Annotated in this window: 22 protein-coding genes; 20 read left to right on the plus strand and 2 right to left on the minus strand. The window is 67.2% G+C overall.

Annotated elements, in window-relative coordinates; genetic code table 11:
- The 16 genes from ACWDTF_RS15015 to dprA all read left to right on the plus strand — a co-directional run bounded on the left by ACWDTF_RS15015 (window position 1) and on the right by dprA (window position 11,575).
- Window positions 1–1,077 (plus strand): amidohydrolase family protein, encoded by a 1,077-nt coding sequence (locus ACWDTF_RS15015; RefSeq protein WP_240862591.1) that lies wholly within the window; start codon window positions 1–3, stop codon window positions 1,075–1,077.
- 161 nt (window positions 1,078–1,238) lie between these two features.
- Window positions 1,239–1,427 carry a hypothetical protein gene (locus tag ACWDTF_RS15020; protein ID WP_240862593.1) on the plus strand — a complete coding sequence of 63 codons (189 nt, stop codon included), beginning with the start codon at window positions 1,239–1,241 and terminating at the stop codon, window positions 1,425–1,427.
- Between the two features lie 31 nt (window positions 1,428–1,458).
- The gene (gene rpsP / locus ACWDTF_RS15025) at window positions 1,459–1,917 is read left to right on the plus strand and encodes a 30S ribosomal protein S16 (protein ID WP_355279276.1); all 459 of its coding nucleotides are present in this window, start codon (window positions 1,459–1,461) and stop codon (window positions 1,915–1,917) included.
- Window positions 1,914–2,156, plus strand: coding sequence for an RNA-binding protein (locus ACWDTF_RS15030; RefSeq protein WP_355279279.1), 243 nt, complete (start codon window positions 1,914–1,916; stop codon window positions 2,154–2,156). The genes rpsP and ACWDTF_RS15030 overlap by 4 nt, the downstream gene beginning before the upstream one ends.
- 16 nt (window positions 2,157–2,172) lie before the next feature.
- Window positions 2,173–2,691: a ribosome maturation factor RimM gene (gene rimM / locus ACWDTF_RS15035; protein ID WP_355279282.1), complete on the plus strand. Its 519-nt coding sequence runs from the start codon at window positions 2,173–2,175 to the stop codon at window positions 2,689–2,691.
- A 1-nt stretch (window position 2,692) separates the two neighbouring features.
- Window positions 2,693–3,433: a tRNA (guanosine(37)-N1)-methyltransferase TrmD gene (gene trmD, locus ACWDTF_RS15040; RefSeq protein ID WP_240862599.1), complete on the plus strand. Its 741-nt coding sequence runs from the start codon at window positions 2,693–2,695 to the stop codon at window positions 3,431–3,433.
- A gap of 102 nt (window positions 3,434–3,535) precedes the next feature.
- Window positions 3,536–3,859 carry a YbaB/EbfC family nucleoid-associated protein gene (locus tag ACWDTF_RS15045; RefSeq protein WP_240862604.1) on the plus strand — a complete coding sequence of 108 codons (324 nt, stop codon included), beginning with the start codon at window positions 3,536–3,538 and terminating at the stop codon, window positions 3,857–3,859.
- Complete coding sequence (locus ACWDTF_RS15050) at window positions 3,852–4,214, plus strand: hypothetical protein (RefSeq protein WP_449754598.1); 363 nt, start codon at window positions 3,852–3,854, stop codon at window positions 4,212–4,214. The genes ACWDTF_RS15045 and ACWDTF_RS15050 overlap by 8 nt, the downstream gene beginning before the upstream one ends.
- A gap of 17 nt (window positions 4,215–4,231) precedes the next feature.
- Window positions 4,232–5,224, plus strand: a complete 993-nt coding sequence (locus tag ACWDTF_RS15055; protein ID WP_240862602.1) for a hypothetical protein — start codon at window positions 4,232–4,234, stop codon at window positions 5,222–5,224.
- Window positions 5,225–6,108: 884 nt separating this feature from the next.
- Window positions 6,109–6,450: a 50S ribosomal protein L19 gene (gene rplS, locus ACWDTF_RS15060; RefSeq protein ID WP_240856870.1), complete on the plus strand. Its 342-nt coding sequence runs from the start codon at window positions 6,109–6,111 to the stop codon at window positions 6,448–6,450.
- A 105-nt stretch (window positions 6,451–6,555) separates the two neighbouring features.
- A complete protein-coding gene (gene lepB, locus ACWDTF_RS15065) occupies window positions 6,556–7,386 on the plus strand; it encodes a signal peptidase I (protein ID WP_240857023.1) in 831 nt (276 codons plus the stop codon).
- Window positions 7,387–7,393: 7 nt separating this feature from the next.
- Window positions 7,394–8,080, plus strand: coding sequence for a ribonuclease HII (locus ACWDTF_RS15070; protein ID WP_240856871.1), 687 nt, complete (start codon window positions 7,394–7,396; stop codon window positions 8,078–8,080).
- Window positions 8,077–8,388 (plus strand): DUF2469 domain-containing protein, encoded by a 312-nt coding sequence (locus ACWDTF_RS15075; RefSeq protein WP_240856872.1) that lies wholly within the window; start codon window positions 8,077–8,079, stop codon window positions 8,386–8,388. The genes ACWDTF_RS15070 and ACWDTF_RS15075 overlap by 4 nt, the downstream gene beginning before the upstream one ends.
- A 123-nt stretch (window positions 8,389–8,511) precedes the next feature.
- The gene (locus tag ACWDTF_RS15080; protein WP_240856873.1) at window positions 8,512–8,925 is read left to right on the plus strand and encodes a YraN family protein; all 414 of its coding nucleotides are present in this window, start codon (window positions 8,512–8,514) and stop codon (window positions 8,923–8,925) included.
- A 14-nt stretch (window positions 8,926–8,939) separates the two neighbouring features.
- Window positions 8,940–10,451, plus strand: a complete 1,512-nt coding sequence (locus tag ACWDTF_RS15085; protein ID WP_374246681.1) for a YifB family Mg chelatase-like AAA ATPase — start codon at window positions 8,940–8,942, stop codon at window positions 10,449–10,451.
- Complete coding sequence (gene dprA, locus ACWDTF_RS15090) at window positions 10,448–11,575, plus strand: DNA-processing protein DprA (protein WP_355278816.1); 1,128 nt, start codon at window positions 10,448–10,450, stop codon at window positions 11,573–11,575. Before ACWDTF_RS15085 ends, dprA begins: the two co-directional genes overlap by 4 nt.
- Before the next feature lie 33 nt (window positions 11,576–11,608).
- Here dprA and ACWDTF_RS15095 read toward each other — a convergent pair whose 3' ends face one another.
- On the minus strand, window positions 11,609–12,199 hold the full coding sequence (locus ACWDTF_RS15095; RefSeq protein WP_240856876.1) for a TetR/AcrR family transcriptional regulator: 591 nt from the start codon (window positions 12,197–12,199) through the stop codon (window positions 11,609–11,611).
- 203 nt (window positions 12,200–12,402) lie between these two features.
- On the opposite strand from ACWDTF_RS15095, the gene ACWDTF_RS15100 reads away from it, so the two are divergent.
- Together ACWDTF_RS15100 and ACWDTF_RS15105 are read left to right on the plus strand one after the other, a co-directional pair.
- A complete protein-coding gene (locus tag ACWDTF_RS15100) occupies window positions 12,403–13,287 on the plus strand; it encodes a siderophore-interacting protein (protein ID WP_449754599.1) in 885 nt (294 codons plus the stop codon).
- A gap of 79 nt (window positions 13,288–13,366) precedes the next feature.
- Window positions 13,367–14,251 carry a tyrosine recombinase gene (locus ACWDTF_RS15105; RefSeq protein ID WP_433259100.1) on the plus strand — a complete coding sequence of 295 codons (885 nt, stop codon included), beginning with the start codon at window positions 13,367–13,369 and terminating at the stop codon, window positions 14,249–14,251.
- A 10-nt stretch (window positions 14,252–14,261) separates the two neighbouring features.
- Here the strand turns inward: ACWDTF_RS15105 and ACWDTF_RS15110 are convergent, their stop codons facing one another.
- Complete coding sequence (locus tag ACWDTF_RS15110) at window positions 14,262–14,744, minus strand: peptidoglycan DD-metalloendopeptidase family protein (protein WP_433259484.1); 483 nt, start codon at window positions 14,742–14,744, stop codon at window positions 14,262–14,264.
- A gap of 329 nt (window positions 14,745–15,073) precedes the next feature.
- Between ACWDTF_RS15110 and rpsB the strand changes: the two genes are divergently transcribed.
- Window positions 15,074–15,892, plus strand: coding sequence for a 30S ribosomal protein S2 (rpsB, locus tag ACWDTF_RS15115; RefSeq protein WP_240856879.1), 819 nt, complete (start codon window positions 15,074–15,076; stop codon window positions 15,890–15,892).
- A 96-nt stretch (window positions 15,893–15,988) separates the two neighbouring features.
- Complete coding sequence (gene tsf / locus ACWDTF_RS15120) at window positions 15,989–16,813, plus strand: translation elongation factor Ts (protein WP_240856880.1); 825 nt, start codon at window positions 15,989–15,991, stop codon at window positions 16,811–16,813.
- Window positions 16,814–16,903 lie beyond the last annotated feature (90 nt).

Genomic DNA, 16,903 nt, shown 5'->3' on the forward strand with positions numbered 1-16,903 from the left:
ATGGCGTCGCCCGGGCACTACCGCGGACGGGACCCCTTCACCGGGGAACCGATCGAATTCTGGGTGGTCGGCGACACCATCACCCACAGCGAGGTGCCCGGCTCGGACACGGTTGCCGACGGCGGATGGATCGTCCCCGGTCTGGTCGACGCGCACAACCACGTCGGCATCGCACCGGGTCTCGGCGTCACCATCGAACAGGCCCGCCAATACGCCTACGCCGATGCACGGGCCGGCACCCTGCTCATCCGCGAGGTCGGCTCGCCGCTGGACACCCATGCACTCGACGACGACCCGGCGTGTCCGCGGTTCATTCGTTCCGGCAAGCACATCGCGCGGCCCAAGCGATACCTGCGCGACTACGGCGTCGACCTCGACGACCCCGACGACCTGCCCGCCGAGGTCGCCCGGCAGGCGCAGGCGGGGGACGGCTGGGTGAAGCTGGTCGGGGACTGGATCGATCGCGACGCCGGCGACCTCGCGCCGTTGTGGGATCGCGATCAGCTCGCCGCTGCGGTGTCGACCGCACATGAACACGGCGCACGCATCACCGCACACGTGTTCGGCACCGACGCCCTCGTCGACCTCATCGACGTCGGCGTGGACTGCATCGAACACGGCACCGGTCTCACCCCCGACCTCCTCGATCGGATGGTGAACCGTTCAATTGCGCTGGTGCCCACGCTGATTCAGGTGGACAACTTCCCGCAGATCGCCGCGGGAGCCGACCGCTTCCCGACCTACGGCGCCCACATGCGTGCCCTGCACGCGACCGCCACCGACGTCTTCGCCGCGGCCCGGGAGGCGGGTGTGACGATGTTCGCCGGCACCGATGCGGGCGGGTTCGTCGAGCACGGCCGCATCGTCGACGAGATCGAACGCCTCGCCACCGTCGGCATGGGGCCCGCCGACGCGCTGGCGGCCGCGACCACCGCCCCTCGTGCCTGGCTGGGTGCCGGCGCCCTGGGCGACGGGGATCGAGCCGATTTCCTGGTTCTGCCGGAGGACCCGTGCGACGACCTCGCCGTTCTCCGCCATCCGACCGCTGTCGTCTGTTCGGGCCTGGCGCTCGTGTGACCAATTCCACTGGGAGAGGTCTTGGGGCCCGTACTTACTGGTCGGTAAGATAGCCGTGACGTTGCACCCGGCGGTCGCCCCAATCGCCGTCATTCTCTGTGCGACGCATTCTCGGGGTGGGTCGTGGGCATGTGGTCTCCCTTCGCGGGGTGGGTGACCACATGCCGACGCGACACGGTGGCGCCGATCGGGTCGTCTGCGTCGGATTCTGCTTCTGGGGCGGATTTCTGTTGCAGGGTCCCGATCTGGCACAATTGCGTGCTGGTTCGTCGGATCCGGTCACGCGCCGACCGACGGTCACACCAGAACAGATCGCAAAACCGGGCCCGTCACACCGGGCGGGCCGCTGAATTGCGCAGTGACCACTGAAAGAGGCAACACATGGCTGTCAAGATCAAGCTCACGCGGCTCGGCAAGATCCGCAACCCGCAGTACCGCATCGTCGTCGCCGACGCTCGGACCCGCCGCAACGGCCGGGTGATCGAGACCATCGGCAAGTACCACCCCAAGGAAGAGCCGAGCCTGATCGAGGTCGACTCCGAGCGCGCGCAGTACTGGCTGGGTGTCGGTGCGCAGCCGACCGAACCCGTCGCCGCGATCCTCAAGGTCACCGGTGACTGGCAGAAGTTCAAGGGCCTGCCGGGCGCCGAGGGCACCCTGAAGACCGCCGAGGCCAAGCCGTCCAAGCTGGACCTGTTCAACGCCGCACTCGCGGCTGCCGACAGCGAGCCGGTCGCCGAGGCCACCACCCCGAAGAAGAAGGCCGCCAAGAAGGACGACGAGGCCGCCGCCGACGCCCCGGCCGCCGAGGAAGCACCCGCCGCCGAGGCCGGCGCGTGAGTGCAGTTGTCGCCGACGCCGTCGAGCACCTGGTGCGCGGCATCGTCGCCAATCCCGACGACGTCTGCGTCGACCTCGTGACCGGTCGCCGGGGACGCCTCGTCGAGGTTCACGTGAACCCCGAGGATCTCGGCAAGGTCATCGGCCGCAACGGCCGTACGGCCACCGCACTGCGGACCCTCGTCGCCGGCATCGGCGGCAAGGGGATGCGAGTCGACATCGTCGACACCGATCGCTGAGCCGACCAGAACAGCGATGGACCTCGTCGTCGGCCGTGTCGTCAAGTCGCACGGTGTGCGCGGAGAGGTCGTCGTCGACATTCGCACCGACGATCCGGATCGCCGGTTTGCCCCGGGTGCCGTCCTGCGCGGACGGCTCCCCAAGGGCGCCGGAGATCGCGACTTCACCGTGACAGCCGCCCGGGAACATTCCGGGCGGCTGTTGCTGTCACTTGCCGAAGTGTCGGATCGTACTGCGGCGGACGGGATGCGCGGCGTGCTGTTCCTCATCGACAGCAGCGAGGCGGAGCCGTCGGACGACCCCGACGAGTTCTACGACCACGAACTCGAGGGCGTCGCGGTGTCGACCGTCGACGGCGCGGCGGTCGGGGTGGTGGAGTCGGTGTTGCATCTGCCCGGCGGCGAGTTGCTCTCTGTGCGAACCGAAGACGGTCGCGAAGTGTTGGTACCGTTCGTGCGGCAGATCGTGCCCACCGTGACCCGGGAATCGATCGTCATCGATCCGCCGGACGGGCTCCTGGACGAGGTCGAGTGACATGCAGATCGACGTCGTCTCGATTTTCCCCGAATACCTCGATCCGCTGCGATTTGCCTTGCTGGGCAAGGCAATAGATGCGGGCCGGATCGACGTTGCAGTGCACGACCTGCGGGACTGGACGCACGACGTCCATCGCAGCGTCGACGACTCGCCCTACGGCGGCGGTCCGGGGATGGTGATGAAGCCCGACGTCTGGGGGCCGTGCCTGGACAGCGTGTGCCCGGACGACGCGCTGCTCGTGGTGCCCACGCCGGCAGGCATGCCGTTCACTCAGGCGACAGCCGCGCGGTGGAGCACCGAGTCGCACGTGGTGTTCGCGTGCGGTCGATACGAGGGAATCGACCAGCGCGTGTTCGACGACGCGGCCACGCGGGTCCGGGTCGAAGAGGTGTCGCTCGGCGACTTCGTCCTCATCGGTGGGGAAGTGGCCGCCATGGCCATGATCGAGGCCACCGTTCGGTTGCTACCCGGCGTGCTCGGCAATCCGAGGTCGCACCAAGAGGATTCATTCTCCGACGGGCTGCTCGAAGGCCCCAGTTACACCCGTCCCGAGACGTGGCGCGGACTCGCGGTGCCGTCGGTGTTGCTCAGTGGCGATCATGCTCGCGTCGACGCGTGGCGTCGTGAGCAGGCGTTGGACCGCACCCGGCGACGGCGACCCGATCTGCTCGATGGCGGCTTCGCTCGGCCGGATGGCGGTTTCACCGAGCCTCGACCGGACGATGTGAACGAATCCTGATCGAACCGGCCGGTTGCGGCTACGATCGTCGGGTACTGCTCTGTGGGGGTCCGGTCGGAAGCACGAGGGGGCGTGGTCATCGATACCGATAGCTACTCGGTGATGCTCACCGAACTCGAGCGCCAGCGGACCGAACTCGACCGCGCCCGATCGTCGTTGGCCGAGTTGACCTCTCGCGCAGTCAGTGCCGACCGGTTGGTGTCGGTGACCGTCAATGCGCGTGGCCTGCCGGTGGACATCTCCATCGAGCCGATCGCCCTGCGCCGGTACCGTGCCGACGCGCTCTCGACACTTCTGACCGACCTCGCCGGCCAGGCCGACGAAGCCCTTCGGACGCGGCGGGCCGCCATTCTCGAAGCTGCTGCGGCGCCGCAGCCGACTCTTGCTGACCTTCGAGAACTGTTGCGGGACAGCGATAATGACTGAACCTGTGGGGATGAATGGGGTGTCTGCGGATGCCGTCTCGATGGATGCCGCGGCGATGGCGGAGCTGACCGATCGGCTGTCCACCGCTCACCACGCATTGGAGTCGGTGGCTGCCGACCTCGCGGCGTTGCTCACCGACGTCGACTCGGCGCTCGGCGTCGGGGATGCGGCGCAGGCGTTTCGTCGTGGCTTCGTGTCCTGTACCGACGCGGCATCGTCGTCGCTGGCGGAACTCTGCGGCCAAGCGCACGACCATCTGACATCGGTGGCCGACGGCGCCGACGCGATTGCTGCAACGGACGACGGGCTCCGACGCGGCCTGCGCCCGACGAACCAGAGCTGCAGCGGATCGTGAACCAGGGTGCGGCTGACGTGTCGAGCGAGGTCTGGGATGCGCCGACCTATGCCGAGGATCTGCTACCCGGTTCGTGGCCGAGTGCCGACGAGGAGGCGTTGCGCACCCAGGCGCTGCGCTGCCGCGGCCTTGCCGACCACATTCGGCAGATCGGAGGTGACATCGAGCGAGCACGATCCGAGTACGCACACGGCAGGGGAGTGTTCGCCGAGAATGTCGACCTCGGATTGCATCGAATCGTCGGGGCGGATACCGGAACCGGCGCCACGGCCGACCGGCTCGATGTGATGGCAGGTCGGCTGGACCGCTTCGCCGACGTGGTGGCCGACACACGCCGTGCGGTGTCGGCGATCGCGGCGATCACCGATCGCGATGTTCGGCGCGCCGAGTTGCTCGCGATCCTCGGTGACGATTCGGCGCGGGTGGTGGCGGCAAGTTCGGGCCGGCTGGCGTTGACCGCGGCCGGCGACGACTACACCGACCGTGCCGACGCGGCCGGCAAGCACGAGCCGGGTGCCCTCGACACCGTGCCGGCGGCGGCGACGAGCGGGATGATGCCGTTCGCTCCGATGGGGGCGCTGGGCGCGCTGGGAGCCGGTGTCGCGGCTGGACGTGCGGCGAGCGGCACGTCGAACACAGCTGTGTCCTCGGAGGATCTCGAGACGACGGACCTCGTGTGGCTGCGGCGCCGTGCGGAACGGCTCGGTGCGTCGGTGGCGGCCGGCGTCGGCGGCTGGCTGCGCACCGCCGTCGGTCTGGGGGTCTCTGATCGGGGCCGCCGAGTGGTGGTGGTCGGCACCAACGATCCGCAGCCCTACCAGCGGCGGGGGATGACGCTCGCCGACGACGAGGCGCTGACCGCGGACGGGCGCGCGCCGGAACTCGCCGTCGTCGATCACATGCAGCGAACCGGTACCACCCCTCGGGCGGTCGCGTCGGCGACGCCGATGGCGCCTGGTGTCGTCTCCGCTCTGCGTGCCGCGGACGTCGCGATTGTCGGCCCTGACTGACTGACTCGAAGAGAGTTCGGTGACCGGGCGCGCTGACCTGGGCAAATACGTCGGAGTCGTGCTCGCAAAATCTAGGGGAAGAGTTTCTTTCCCGGGGTTCGGAGTCGTCCCCGAGAAATTTGTAGGGGAGGACTCTGAGGGTAGGGGACGAAGTTTCTTCCCCTACTTTCTGCGGGTGCCGGGAGCGTGTGGCGCGTTCCGTGGAACGGGTCGATAAGCGGTCGCGGGCGCGACGATGAAGGTGCTCGCGTTTCTCCCATGTGCTCGCAACTGCAGCATCGCGCGCAGATGGGAGACACGCGCGCAGATGTCGCCAGCACCCCTTGAGTGGGAAGTGTCCGCCGCTGAGGCGAATTGTCGGCGTGTCGCGATTTCAGAAACCGCGTGTCTGGTGAGAAACCCGGTGCGCACCAGCGGTTTCCGGCCAAACTGGCGGTTTCTGGCCACGAATGCGGTTTCTACGACGAGACCGCGCTCTTCCCGCCTCCACGATCGCCGCCGCAGGCGGCGGGTGGGTCGCTGACTCGAAGAGTACTGCTTTCGGCCTCCTGAACTGCGGAAACATGAAGGCACCGGTTGTCGCGGACACGGCCGGTGGGTCGATGATCCGAAGAGTTCGTTGACAGCCCTCTGAACTGCGGGAATCGATACGAGCCGGCCCAGTCGAGTGCATAGTGCATGTGGTCGAGCTGGTTGCCGTCTCGGCGATTTCGTCGGAGGCGGGTTCCTCTGGCACAATAGTCGGGTTGCCTGACGCAGGTACCGCATGCGCGGACACTGCCCAGCGCACCACACGACTCGGAGCACGAATCGGTCGAGCCCATCTCAGCATGGACCGCCAGGTTCCTCTACTCATCGTTCACGCCAGAACAGGACCACGACCAATGAACACCCTTGACTTCCTCGACAAGCAGTCGCTGCGCGACGACATCCCCGACTTCGCCCCCGGCGACACCCTCGACGTTCACGTCAAGGTGATCGAGGGCAGCAAGGAGCGCGTGCAGGTGTTCAAGGGCGTCGTGATCCGGCGCCAGGGCGGCGGCGTGCGCGAGACCTTCACCGTGCGCAAGGTGTCCTTCGGTGTGGGCGTGGAGCGTACCTTCCCGGTGCACAGCCCCAACATCGCGAAGATCGATGTCGTCACCCGCGGTGACGTGCGTCGTGCGAAGCTCTACTACCTGCGCGATCTGCGCGGCAAGGCAGCCAAGATCAAGGAAAAGCGCTGACGCGTCTAACCTGACGACGTGGCCGACACGCACAGCACAGACGACGACGGGACCAACCCCGACCCGGTTCGAGATGATGTCACTGCCGACGCCGAACCGACGCGCATCGATCCGGACAACTCTGCGGCGAACGCCGCCGCCGATCCGGACGCCGAAGCAGGCGAGAAGCGTCCGTGGCGCCTGAAGAGTGACACCGACGACGACGAGAAGAAGTCGGGCAAGTCGGGATCATTCCTGCGCGAGGTCGCGATCATCATCGCGTGCGTGCTGCTGCTCACCTGGGTGCTCCAGACCTTCGTCGGCCGTCAGTACGTGATCCCGTCGGAGTCGATGGAGGAGACCCTCATCGGTTGTGAGGGCTGCACCAACGATCGCATCGTCATCGACAAGATGACCTATCGGTTCGGCGATCCCGAACCGGGCGACGTCGTCGTCTTCAAGGCACCTTCCGAGTCATGGTCGGGCAGTTGGATATCACCTCGCTCGACCAACCCGGTGATCAAGCGGTTCCAGGACGGTCTGTCCTGGTTCGGGTTTGCGCCACCGGACGAGAACAATCTCGTGAAGCGGGTGATCGCCGTCGGTGGTCAAACCGTGGAATGCCACAACGCCGAGGGTGTCGGCGTCAAGGTCAACGGCAAACCACTGCACGAGCCGTACATCAATCAAGAGCTCCAAGCGCAGAATCCTGGCATCCAGGGGCCCGATGGCAAGCCGGTGCCCTGCTATGGCGAGGACTTCGGGCCGGTGACGGTGCCCGACGGCAATGTGTGGGTGATGGGCGACAACCGGGGCAACTCGGCGGACTCGCGCTACCACATGGAGGACCAGTACCACGGCACCGTGCCGGTCGGCGACATCCGCGGCAAGGTCCGGTTCATCATTTATCCGTTCTCGCGGATCGGTGGTGTCGACGCGATCAACCCTCAGCAGTGAGGGTTCGATGAATCGCTGGCCGCCCCGTTTCCCGATTCGTCGGGCCGCTGCCCTGCGGACCTTCGAGTTCGCGCTGTACCGCAACGGACTCGGACCGGTGGCCGGCGTCGACGAGGCCGGTCGGGGCGCATGCGCTGGACCGCTCGTGGTGGCCGCCTGCGTTCTCAAACCCACCCAGCTCGCCTCCCTGGCAGATCTCGACGATTCCAAACGTCTCACCGAGCGCACCCGGGAGACGTTGTACCGCGCGGTGACCCGCTATGCGCACAGTTGGAGCGCAGTGATCATCGACGCCGCAGAGATCGACCGGATCGGTATTCACGTGGCCAACATCGAAGGCATGCGTCGTGCCGTCGCCGCCCTCGAGGTGACGCCCGGCTACGTTCTCTCCGACGGATTCGCGGTGCCGGGGCTCACTGCACCGTCGCTTCCGGTGATCGGCGGCGACGGCTCGGCTGCGTGCATAGCGGCCGCGAGCATCATCGCCAAGGTGACCCGCGACCGCATCATGGTGGCGATGGACACCGAGCTTCCGGGTTACGACTTCGCGGTGCACAAGGGATACAGCACCGCACACCACATGGCCTGCATCGACGTTGCCGGACCGTCGCCGCAGCACCGGATGTCCTACCGTAATGTTGCGTCCCGAGTGATCGCGGGCGGTGCAGTGCAGGGAGATAGGCTTACAGGATGAGTGCTGAGGATCTCGAGAAGTACGAAACCGAGATGGAACTCTCCCTGTACCGCGAGTACAAGGACATCGTCGGCCAGTTCACCTATGTGGTCGAGACCGAGCGGCGCTTCTACCTCGCGAACGCGGTGGACATGGTTCCGCGCAACACCGACGGTGAGATCTATTTCGAACTGCGGCTGAGCGACGCCTGGGTGTGGGACATGTACCGCCCGGCGCGGTTCGTCAAGCAGGTTCGGGTGATCACTTTCAAGGACGTCAACATCGAGGAACTCGAGAAGCCCGAACTGCGATTGCCCGACGAGCCGTGAGGAAGGGTCGCGTTCCGTCGGCGACCGTGGAGGCTGTTAACAGTCCGGCCTGAATCCACAGTTCGATGCACCGTGGGGTCACCCTGGCCGATCCATGCCGATCGGTCGGTCAGGATCTGGTGCATGACAGAAGACGTCGCACCGCAACGCCCTAGAGGTCGCAATGATCGCCGCCGACTTGTGGGTCGGATCGGCGAGGATGTGGCCGCCGAGTTCGTCACCGCACGCGGGTGGCGGGTGCTGGATCGCAACTGGCGCAACCGCTATGGCGAACTCGACCTGATCGCGGCGCAGGGTCGGGTGCTGGTGGTCGTCGAGGTCAAGACCCGCGCGAGCCGGACCTACACCGATCCGGTGGCCGCGGTGACACCGCAGAAGCTGTCCCGGATGCGGCGACTCATCCGGATGTGGCTGGCCGAGAACGGTCACGGGTGGGAGCAGATCCGATTCGACGTGATATCGATCCAACTCGATCCGCGCGATCCGGAGGACACCGCGGCCGCCGCGGTCCGCCATCATCGCGGCGTCTTCGCCTGATCGCCATGCGGCAGATGGGATTCGGCCACACCTATTCGGTGGCGCTCAACGCCTTTGCGGCCACCGGCATCGAGATCCAGGCCAACTCGGGTCAGGGTTTGCCCGGCTTCACGATTCACGGTCACGTCGACGCCGCGCTGCGCGAGGCCAAGGATCGGGTCCGGCCCGCGATCACCAACTCCAAGTTCACCTTTCCCGATCTGAAGGTGACGGTGGCGTTGGCGCCCGCGGACCTTCCGAAGTCGGGGTCGTCCTTCGACCTGGGGATTGCCCTGGCGATTCTGGCCGCCACCGAGCAGGTGGCGACGACGCGGATACGGCACACGGTGTTCCTGGGTGAGCTCGGCCTCGACGGACGGCTGCGGCCGGTGCGCGGGGTCTTGCCGGCTCTCGTGAAGGCACGGGCTGCCGGGTTCACCCATGCGGTGGTGCCTCGCCCCAACGTGGCAGAGGCGACGTTGGTCAGTGGCCTGGACATCGGCGGTGCGGACAGCCTTTCGGAGGTGGCGAGGTGGCTCGACGGAGATCATGTGCTCGACACCGTCGGCAGTGGCGAATGTGCCCCGCCGCCGGACATTCCGGACATGGCCGATGTGGTCGGGCAGGTCCAGGCGCGGCATGCACTCGAAATCGCCGCTGCGGGAGCCCATCACGTTCTGATGACCGGACCTCCGGGAATCGGAAAGACGATGCTCGCACGTCGACTGCCGGGAATTCTGCCGCCCCTCGGTGAAGAGGAGTCCCTGGAAGTGACCGCGATCCATTCGATTGCCGGAACGTTGCGCCCGGGGCACCCGTTGATCGTGGAGGCACCGTTCATCGCGCCGCACCACAGCACCTCGGTCACCGCCCTACTCGGCGGCGGTACCGGTATGGCGCGGCCCGGTGCGGTGTCCCGCGCGCATCGCGGAGTGTTGTTTCTCGACGAGTGTGCCGAGATGGGCCCCAAGGTGCTCGATTCCTTGCGGCAACCGCTCGAAGAAGGGGAGGTTCGAGTGTCGCGTCGGGACGGAGTGGCGAGCTATCCGGCGCGCTTTCAGCTGATCATGGCGGCCAACCCGTGCCCGTGCGCGCCTGCGCACGACGTCGATTGTGTCTGCTCGGCCCTCGTCCGCCGCCGGTACCTGGGCAAACTGTCCGGTCCACTGATGGACCGCATCGACATCCGGGTCCGGATGGATCCGCCGGGCAACACCGCCCTGATGACCACGATCGGCGAGGCGTCCGACATCATGCGGAATCGGGTGGCCGCGGCGCGGGCGGCTGCGGCCGATCGCTGGCGCGGGCATGGTTGGCTCACCAACGCCGAGGTGCCGGGTTCGGCTCTGCGTCAACAATTCCGTCTGTCGCCGGCGGCTCTGCGACCCATCGAACTGTTCCTGCGGGACGGACGGGTGACGGCACGCGGTGCGGATCGCGCATTGCGCCTCGGGTGGACCCTGTGCGATCTGCGCGGAGACGATTCGCCCACCGAAGACGATGTGGCGCAGGCACTCATGTTCCGCGACCGGGGAGCGAGCTGGTGATCGTCGACGAGGCCGGGCGGGCAGCCTGGGCGTACCTTGCGCGGGTCGCCGAGCCACCGTCGGCTCCGGTGATCGACCTCGTCGAGGCCCTCGGAGTGCTCGATGCGGCGCACGCCATCCGCAAGCGGTCGGTGCCGTCGGGCCACGACGCGGCCTTGCTCGCAACCGAGTCGCGCGCGGACGTCGATCGATCCCGCGCCGACCTCGACGATGCACAGCGGATCGGCGCCCGCCTCGTGACCCCCGATGACGACGAGTGGCCCGGATACGCACTATTGTCCTTGGCGACTGCTGATACGGCGGCGAGAGGTGGTGTGCCGCTGGCACTCTGGGTTCGGGGGCCGATGCGGCTCGATGACTTGACTCTGGCATCCGTGGCGCTCGTCGGGTCGCGTGCGGCGTCGTCGTACGGAGAGCATGTGACCGCGACTCTGGCATCGGGACTGTGTAGCAACGGTTTTGCCATCGTATCCGGGGGTGCTTTCGGCGTCGACGGTGTCGCGCACCGGGCTGCTCTGGGGTCGGCCGGGCAGACCGTGGCCGTGATGGCGTGTGGCATCGACCGCGACTATCCCGCGGCGCATACGCAGTTGCTGCGAGAGATCGCTCGAGTCGGTGCGGTGATCAGCGAGTATCCGCCGGGGACGACCGCTGCGAAGCACCGCTTTCTGACCCGCAATCGGTTGGTGGCAGCGCTCTCGGGCGCGACGGTCGTCGTAGAGGCGGGGCGACGGTCGGGCGCGGCCAACACGGCGGCCTGGGCGCGAAAGTTGGGGCGGCCGTTGGGCGCGGTTCCCGGACCCGTGACGTCGGCGACCTCGGTCGGATGTCATCGCATGATCGCCGATCAGCAGGCTGCCCTGGTCTACGACGTCGACGGTGTGATCGCGCTGGTACGTCCCGAGGGGAACGGCGACGCGCCGGGAGGACGTGGCCGGCCCACCGACGGGCTCAGCGACGAGCAGAAGCGGGTGCACGACGCGATTCCCGGTCGCGGAGCGGTGACGCTCGCGGAGATCGCCGTCTCGTCCGGTCTCGACCTGCCGGCCGTGCGGTCGGCGTTGGCCGCTCTCGACGTCGCGGGTCTGGTGGCCGCCGATGGTGGTGGATGGTGTCTGGCGTGAGTGATTGCGCGGGTGGTCCCCCGACTCGTCGGATCAAGGTCGGGTCAGCAGATCGATGACGATGCTCACGTGTTCGTCGGTGAACTCGGCGAAGTGGTCCGGCGCTCGGCGTGCGTGGACGTATCCGATTCCGGCATAGTGCAGGGCCGACGCGCGGGCATGCACCTGGTCGTCGGTGAAACCGAGTTCGCGCATCGCGTCGGTGACGACGGCATGGACCCGTTCTTCGAGGTGCTTCACTGACTCCGCCATGATCTCGTCGACCTCGGCCCACCGTCCAAGCGCTGCCTGCGCCTGCCGGCGTCGCGGTTCGACGATCATTTTGCTCATCGCGATCAGCCGCTCGCGCGGAGGTCGTGCCGACAGATCGTCGAGGTGGGTCAGAATCGAGCTGTACGAGTCGGCGCAACGCTGCGCGAGCGCGGTCTTGAGGGCGGCGATGTCGGCGAAATGCCAGTAGAAGCTGCCCTTGGTGACACCGAGCATCGAGCTCAACCGTGAGATCTTGACCGCATCGATGCCTTCGTCCACCAGGAGTCGCATTCCGGCGGAGAGCCAGTCATCGGGGCTCAGTCGCTGGGCGCCGAGGCGTGTGCCGCGTCGCGGCGCTGTGACGTCGGGCATTGAAACCTCCGGCGGGCGGCCCGCCTACAGATATTAACCAGTGTGGATCTTGTAATGAATCTACTTAATCGCCCGACTGTGTGTGATCGTTACACAGATTGGACGCTTGACCAAGGACTCTCAGCAACCCGACAGGTTAGGGGGGCCTAAGTCGCCGGTGTTTCGCGCGTACGCTGGACAGCGACTTACCACCAGGAGGTGTGATGGCCAAGCGCGTCAACACGATGACGGTCCAACGGACCGAGCGGCTCAGCCCGCATTTCGTCCGGGTATATCTCGGCGGCGACGGATTCAACGATTTCGAGCCCGCCATCGGGTCGTCGGGCAAGCCCGACACGGACATGTACGTGAAACTCGTCTTCACTCCCGAGGGCGTCGAATACCCCGAACCGTTCGATCCTCAGGCGCTCCGCAAGACGCTGCCACCGGAGCAGCAACCGGTGCTGCGTACCTACACGGTCCGCTCGATCGATGCCGCGCAGCGAGAAATCGCCGTCGATTTCGTCGTACACGGTGACGAGGGCATTGCCGGCCCGTGGGCGGCGCGAGTTCAACCCGGCGAGACCGTCCGATTCCTCGGCCCGGGCAGCGGCTACCAGCCCAAGGCCGATGCGCCCTGGCATCTGCTCGCCTGCGACGAGGCCGGGTTGCCTGCGGTGGCGGCGGCTCTCGAAGCCCTGCCCGGCGATGCCATCGCGAAGGTCTTCATCGAGGTCGCCGGGCCGGAGGACGAGCTCCCGATCACCGCGCCATCCGGAGCCGAGGTGGTGTGGGTGCACCGGGGCGGCCCGGCCGGCGAGGTCGGTGACGAACTTGCCGGCGACAACGCTCCACTGATCGCCGCCGTCCGCGAGGCGCAGTGGCTCGACGGCGAGCCGCAGGTCTTCATCCACGGTGAGGCGCAGGCCGTCATGCACAATCTGCGCGGCTACATCCGCAAGGAACGCGGGGTGAGCGCCGCCAACGCCTCGATCTCGGGCTACTGGCGCCGAGGGCGGACCGAAGAAGGGTTCCGTCAGTGGAAGGCGCAGTTGCGTGAAGCCGAAGACGGGGGAGCGCAGCAACTCGCCGACGCCAAGCGCGGCTAGGGCACTGGCTCCGCCACGATCGGGTCACGACGGGTGTGTGCGCTTGCGGGCCGGCGGAGCCCCGGGTTGTCTCGTCGGTGTGCTTGATGATTTCGCGGAGTACCTGCGCCTGGAAAAGGGGCGAAGCGAACACACCGTGCGCGCGTACGTGGGTGACGCGCGCGGCCTGATCGCCTTCGCCGGTGCGCGCGGCGTCGCGGTCTCCGACATCGGACTCGACCTCCTGCGGGCATGGCTCGCCGAGCACACCCGTCGGGGTGCGGCCCGTACGACCATCGCGCGGCAGGTGTCGTCGGTGAAGACCTTCTGTGCCTGGGCCACGCGAGAGGGTTGGCTGGCCGACGATCCCTCACAGCGGCTGCGTGCCCCCAAGGCGCATCGCACCCTGCCGGGTGTCCTGGCGCCGGCCCAAGCGGATTCTGCCATTGCGTCGACAACTGTCGACCGGCCCGACGATGATCCGATTGCGTTGCGGGACAAAGTGATCCTTGAGCTCCTCTACGCAAGTGGTATCCGGGTGGGCGAGTTGTGCGGACTCGACGTCGACGATGCCGACCGCCACCGACGAGTGCTGAGGGTCATCGGCAAGGGCGACAAGGAACGCACTGTTCCCTACGGTGAGCCCGCCGACCAGGCACTTGGCCGGTGGCTCCAGCTGGGCCGGCCGTCGCTGGCCGGACCGGCTTCCGGTAGCGCGCTGCTGCTCGGTGCCCGTGGCGGCCGCCTGGACCAGCGGATGGCGCGGACGGTGGTCACGCGGGCGGTCGAGGCGGCAGGCGGGCCCGCAATGGGTCCGCATGGCCTTCGCCACAGCGCGGCGACACACTTGCTCGAAGGTGGCGCCGACCTGCGGGTCGTGCAGGAGTTGCTCGGCCATTCGTCGTTGGCCACCACGCAGATCTACACCCACGTCAGCGTCGAACGACTGCGCGCGGTGCACAGGCAGGCGCATCCCCGGGCGTGATGGACTGCCCTCACGAGTCGGGCTGCACCGGTTTCAGCCGGACCCGGACCGCGCCGATCAACCCGAGCGGATCGAGGTAGCGCGCCGTCCGACCGGCTCCGAGTCGTGCGCCCCAGTGCAGGCACACGGCGACCGGGCATTCCGGATGGCCGGAGAGGACGGTCCCGATCGGGTCGCCGCGTCCGACATGATCGCCCGGTGAGACGGTCGGCGTGACAGGCTCGTAGGTGGTGATCACCCCGTCGGGGTGCTGGATCGACACCACCGGACGGCCGGCCACCTCGCCGGCGAAACGGACCAACCCGGCCCCTGCGGCGAGCACCGGCGCCCCCGTGGTCGCGGCGAGATCGACACCTCGGTGCCCGGCCTGCCAGCGGTGTTCGGGGGCGTCGAACCCGCGTACGACCGTCGGGCGTGGCGTCAACGGAACCGAATACTGCCTGGGGCCCGCCGCGACCGCGGCCGGCACGAGCCACAGCAGGACGACGGCGATCACCACCTCCACGACGGCCGTCACGAGCCAGGCCGACAGGGTGATGCGGTGTGGTGTGCTCACACAGGTTCGACGCCGCGGCGGCCGGTTCGGATCCGTGTGGAGGCGTTTTGGTTTTGCGGCCTCGACCGGCGTAAACTCGTTGCCGCACCTCACCGGCGTCGTAGTCAACGACTTCGTGGGGTGACTTCGCGCGCCTGAATCGCGAGATGCGAGCACGCCGTGTGAGCAGTCCCGGCCGGATTTCCGGAGCGGGTTTCACCGGCCTCAGGCGCCAGGATCGATCACCGCCGGTGATCGATGTCAACTGCACACAAAGGAATCGACTCATGGCTGTTGTGACCATGAAGCAGCTGCTGGACAGCGGCGCGCACTTCGGGCATCAGACCCGCCGTTGGAATCCGAAGATGAAGCGGTTCATCTTCACCGACCGCAACGGCATCTACATCATCGACTTGCAGCAGACGCTGACCTACATCGACAAGGCGTACGAGTTCGTCAAGGAGACCGTCGCCCACGGCGGCACCATCCTCTTCGTCGGTACCAAGAAGCAGGCGCAGGAGTCCATCGCCGCCGAGGCCACCCGCGTCGGTATGCCGTATGTGAACCAGCGCTGGCTCGGTGGCATGCTCACCAACTTCTCGACCGTCCACAAGCGCCTGCAGCGTCTGAAGGAACTCGAGACCATGGAGCAGACCGGCGGCTTCGAGGGACGTACCAAGAAGGAAATCCTCATGCTCACGCGTGAGAAGAACAAGCTCGAGCGCACCCTTGGTGGTATCCGGGACATGGCCAAGGTGCCATCCGCCGTTTGGGTGGTGGACACCAACAAGGAGCACATTGCTGTCGGTGAGGCACGCAAGCTCAACATCCCCGTCATCGCCATCCTCGACACCAACTGCGACCCCGATCTCGTCGACTACCCGATCCCGGGCAACGACGACGCGATCCGCAGTGCTGCCCTGCTGACCCGCGTGGTCGCGTCGGCGGTCGCCGAGGGCGTGCAGGCACGGGCCGGCCAGTCCGCCGACGACTCCAAGCCGGAGGCCGGTGGCGGCGAGCCGCTCGCCGAGTGGGAGCAGGAACTGCTGACGCAGGCCGCAGCTCCGGCCGGCGACGCCGCAACCGAGTCGAGCGCCGCACAGTAGGTCGATCGTGGCCGGACGACTCACTGGTCGTCCGGCCCCGAGATCTTCATGTCTGCAGATCTCGACAACACTCGTGAAGAAGGAGGCTCGCCAACGATGGCGAACTACACCGCAGCCGATGTGAAGCGTCTCCGCGAACTCACCGGCTCTGGAATGCTGGACTGCAAGAACGCACTCGCGAACAACGACGGTGATTTCGACAAGGCCGTCGAGGAACTGCGCATCAAGGGTGCCAAGGACGTCGGCAAGCGCGCCGAGCGGTCGACTGCCGAGGGCCTCGTCGCCGCCAAGGACGGAGCGCTCATCGAGATCAACTCGGAGACCGACTTCGTCGCCAAGAACGCCGAGTTCCAGACGCTCGCCGACCAGATCGTCGAGGCGGCCGCGGCCGCCAAGACCAGCGACGTCGACGAGCTGAAGAAGGCTGCGCTGGGCAGCGGAACCGTCGACGAGGCGGTGGCTGCGCTCTCGGCCAAGATCGGCGAGAAGCTCGAACTGCGCCGCGTCGCCTACTACGACGGACCTGTCGCCGTCTACCTGCACAAGCGTGCGTCGGACCTGCCGCCGGCCGTCGGCGTGCTCGTCTCCTACGACGGTGACGGCGAAGCTGCTGCGGACGCCGCTCGCGGTGCTGCCATGCAGGTGGCCGCGCTGAAGGCGCGTTACGCCACCCGCGAGGAGGTGCCGGCCGACGTCGTCGAGAACGAGCGACGCATCGCCGAGCAGACCGCCAAGGAAGAAGGCAAGCCGGAGAAGGCACTCCCGAAGATCGTGGAGGGCCGGGTCAACGGGTTCTACAAGGACGTCGTGCTGCTCGATCAGCCGTCGGTCCAGGATTCCAAGAAGACCGTCAAGGCGCTTCTCGACGATGCCGGTGTGACCGTCAACGGTTTCGTCCGCTTCGAGGTCGGCCAGGCCTGATCACGTAGACACCGTCACGGCCCCGTGGTTCACCGTTCCCGGTGGCCACGGGGCCGTTGCGTATCGCGGACGCTCACCTCGGCCGGGGTG

The organism is Gordonia sp. NPDC003422 (assembly GCF_053588675.1).

Bases quoted from the DNA above. Each gene is read 5' to 3' on its own strand.
- ACWDTF_RS15015 (WP_240862591.1), top strand. From the start codon at position 1: ATGGCGTCGCCCGGGCACTACCGCGGACGGGACCCCTTCACCGGGGAA.
- ACWDTF_RS15020 (WP_240862593.1), top strand. From the start codon at position 1,239: ATGCCGACGCGACACGGTGGCGCCGATCGGGTCGTCTGCGTCGGATTC.
- rpsP (WP_355279276.1), top strand. From the start codon at position 1,459: ATGGCTGTCAAGATCAAGCTCACGCGGCTCGGCAAGATCCGCAACCCG.
- rimM (WP_355279282.1), top strand. From the start codon at position 2,173: ATGGACCTCGTCGTCGGCCGTGTCGTCAAGTCGCACGGTGTGCGCGGA.
- trmD (WP_240862599.1), top strand. From the start codon at position 2,693: ATGCAGATCGACGTCGTCTCGATTTTCCCCGAATACCTCGATCCGCTG.
- ACWDTF_RS15045 (WP_240862604.1), top strand. From the start codon at position 3,536: ATGCTCACCGAACTCGAGCGCCAGCGGACCGAACTCGACCGCGCCCGA.
- ACWDTF_RS15050 (WP_449754598.1), top strand. From the start codon at position 3,852: ATGACTGAACCTGTGGGGATGAATGGGGTGTCTGCGGATGCCGTCTCG.
- rplS (WP_240856870.1), top strand. From the start codon at position 6,109: ATGAACACCCTTGACTTCCTCGACAAGCAGTCGCTGCGCGACGACATC.
- ACWDTF_RS15070 (WP_240856871.1), top strand. From the start codon at position 7,394: ATGAATCGCTGGCCGCCCCGTTTCCCGATTCGTCGGGCCGCTGCCCTG.
- ACWDTF_RS15075 (WP_240856872.1), top strand. From the start codon at position 8,077: ATGAGTGCTGAGGATCTCGAGAAGTACGAAACCGAGATGGAACTCTCC.
- ACWDTF_RS15080 (WP_240856873.1), top strand. From the start codon at position 8,512: ATGACAGAAGACGTCGCACCGCAACGCCCTAGAGGTCGCAATGATCGC.
- ACWDTF_RS15085 (WP_374246681.1), top strand. From the start codon at position 8,940: ATGGGATTCGGCCACACCTATTCGGTGGCGCTCAACGCCTTTGCGGCC.
- ACWDTF_RS15095 (WP_240856876.1), bottom strand. From the start codon at position 12,199: ATGCCCGACGTCACAGCGCCGCGACGCGGCACACGCCTCGGCGCCCAG.
- ACWDTF_RS15100 (WP_449754599.1), top strand. From the start codon at position 12,403: ATGGCCAAGCGCGTCAACACGATGACGGTCCAACGGACCGAGCGGCTC.
- rpsB (WP_240856879.1), top strand. From the start codon at position 15,074: ATGGCTGTTGTGACCATGAAGCAGCTGCTGGACAGCGGCGCGCACTTC.
- tsf (WP_240856880.1), top strand. From the start codon at position 15,989: ATGGCGAACTACACCGCAGCCGATGTGAAGCGTCTCCGCGAACTCACC.